Source organism: Streptacidiphilus alkalitolerans (assembly GCF_042511045.1).
GTDB lineage: Bacteria > Actinomycetota > Actinomycetes > Streptomycetales > Streptomycetaceae > Streptacidiphilus > Streptacidiphilus alkalitolerans.
The window spans coordinates 1-2,992 of the sequence record NZ_JBHEZX010000040.1 but is presented as its reverse complement, the minus strand read 5'-3'; the positions used below and the strand labels follow the sequence as shown (position 1 = coordinate 2,992).

Sequence of the window (2,992 nt, the reverse complement as noted above, 5' to 3'; positions counted from 1 at the left end):
GACCGGGTACAGCGGGGGTGCGTTCACCTACAAGACCAAGTCCGCCACCGTCTACGACGCCTACGGGCGTCCCACTGCCGCGTTCGACGCGAACGGGAACGAGACCGACACCTCGTACACCACCACCGCGTGGCTGACCACGGTCGGGATCCAGGCCACCAACGCCCTGCACCAGAGCAGCAGCACCGTCCTTGACCCCGAACGCGATCTGACCCTGTCCGCGCTCGATGTCAACGGCGTCACCAGCACGGTCCACTCCGACGGGCTGGGCCGCGCCCTGGCGGTGTGGAAGAACTCACGCGCCACCAGCCTGCCCGCCAACCAGACCTACAGCTACTCCTACCCGGCCACCGGAGTGACCGCCCCGGTCGTGGTGACCACCCAGACGATGAACGAGGAGTCGGGCTACTCCACCACGACCACCTTGTACGACGCGCTGCTTAGGGTGCGTCAGACCCAGAACCAGGCGGTCACCGCCAGCGCTACCGGGCGCATCATCAGCGACACCTTCTACGACACCCACGGCTGGACCTACAAGACCAACACCAACTACTGGGACCCCACCGCGAATCCGGGTTCCAGCCTGGTGACGGTGGCCGACAACAAGGCCGACCAGCAGACCCTGACCTCCTACGACGGCCAGGGCCGGCCCACCGTGGTCAGCTCCCTGGACGACTCGCAGGTCAAGGAGCAGGCCTACACCCAGTACCTGGGCGACCGCACTGTCACCGTGCCTCCCACCGGTGCCCCGGCCGGAGCCACTGTGGTCGACGCGCTGGGCCGCACGACCGAGCAGGACCAGTACGCCACCGCGCCCACCGTCAGCACGGCTGTGGCCGGCGGGTTCACCACGGCGAGCATCACCGGTGGTAACACCCAGGCCACCCGGTACACCTTCAACGCCCAGGGTCTGGCCTACCAGACCATCGACGCCAACAACGACACCTGGTCCACCGGGTACGACTTCCAGGGCAACCCGGTCACAAAGTCCGACCCCGACGCAGGCTCCACCCCGGCCAACTCGCCCACGCTCTACGATGCCAACGGCAACATCCTGCAGTCCACCGACTCGGCCGGACACACCCTGTCGTTCACCTATGACGCGTTGAACCGCAAGACCGCCGAGTACGACGCCACCGTCGCGAACCAGTCCAGCGCCAACCAGATCGCCTCCTGGACCTACGACAACAGCAACAATGCCGTCGCAGGGATGACGTACCCGATCGGGCACCTCACCACCCAGACCTCCACCACCCCCGACGGTACGTTCACCACCCAGGCCCAGGGCTTCAACATCTTCGGCGAGTCCACCGGCGAGGCCTACACCGTCCCCGGCAGCACCGCCCTGGCCGGCACCTACACCTACAAGCACAGCTACACCCCCACCACCGGCCTGCCCAAGTCCACCCTGGTCCCGGCCGCCGGCGGCATGCCCCAGGAGATCCTCACCACCGGCTACTCCACGGCCCGCGGCCTGGACGTACCCTCCGGCCTGGGCGGGGCCAACGGCTACGTCCAGAACATCTCCTACACCGCGCTCGGCCAGGTCGCCCAGGAGGTCATCGGATCGGCCACCAACAAGGCCTCCGTCTCCGACACCTACGACCCGCACACCGGCCGGCTGACCGACCAGAACGTGGTCAACACCGCCGTCTCCAGCACCCCGCTGGACGACACCAGCGACACCTACGACCCCTCCGGCAACATCACCTCCCAGACCGACGTCCGCAACGGCACCACCACCGAGACCCAGTGCTACGGCTACGACGGCCTGGACCGCCTCACCTCCGCCTGGACCACCTCCAGCACCGCCACCAGCTGCAGCACCCAACCCACCAGCGCCAACGTCACCACCACCGTCGGCGACGGGGTCACCGGCAGCGCCTACTGGACCAGCTGGACCTACGACAAGCTGGGCCAGACCAAGACCCAGGTCCAGCACTCCCTGACCGGCGCCACCGACACCACCACCACCGACACCTACGGCGGCAGCGCCACCGGCTGCCCCACCAGCACCGCCCCGCACACCCTGGCCACCTCCACCGTCACCGGCGCCAGCAGTGCCAGCAACACCTACTGCTACGACGCACTCGGCAACACCACCTCCCGCACCACCCCCTCCGGCCAGCAGTCACTGACCTGGAACGACGAAGGCAAACTGCAGAGCGCCACCACCGGAACCAACACCACCACCTACGACTACGACGCCGACGGCAACGTCATCGAACGCGTCGACCCCACCACCACCACGCTCTTCCTGCCCGCACAACAGATCACCTTCATCCCCGGCAACAACGCCCTCAACGCCGTCCGCAGCTACGCCCTGCCCGGCGGCGGCCAAGCCGTCCTGAACAACAGCAGCTACGGCTTCACCCTCTCCGACCAGCACGGCACCGCCACCGTCAGCCTCGACAGCACCGCCAAGAACCCGACCTGGAAGCAGTACACCCCCTACGGCGCCCCCCGCGGCAGCACCCCGGGCAGCACCTGGCTGGACCCCAACGGCTACCTCGACAAACCCCAGGACACCAGCGACGACCTCACCACCGTCGGCGCCCGCCAGTACGACCCCACCCTGGGCCGCTTCATCAGCCTCGACCCGGTCCTGGAAGCCGACCCCCAGCAGCTCAACGGCTACACCTACGCCGGCAGCAACCCCGTCACCGGATCCGACCCCAGCGGACTCTTCTGCGACGGCTGCGGCGCCAGCTACTACCACGGCTCCGGCTGCAGCTTCGGCGCAGACGGCATGTCCAACGGAAGCTGCGACGGCCAGGGCACCGACTCCGCCGGATGCCAGCAGAGCGCCAGCTGCAAAACGACCCTCGACCAGCAGGTCGCCGCAAAGAAGAAGTCCGACGACGCCGAACGCGCCGCCCTGGCCGCCGAGGCCAAAGCCAGAGCCGAAGCCGCAGCCAAGGCCAAAGCAGAAGCCGCAGCAGCCCACCGCCACTGCTCCTGGTACGACGTCATCTGCCAAGCCGAAGTCCAC

At 68.0% G+C, this 2,992-nt stretch carries 1 protein-coding gene; it reads left to right on the top strand.

Annotated features, from left to right (window positions below; genetic code table 11):
* The coding region (locus ACEZDG_RS37840) for an RHS repeat domain-containing protein (RefSeq protein ID WP_380519514.1) at window positions 1-2,992 on the top strand (2,992 nt) is incomplete at both ends.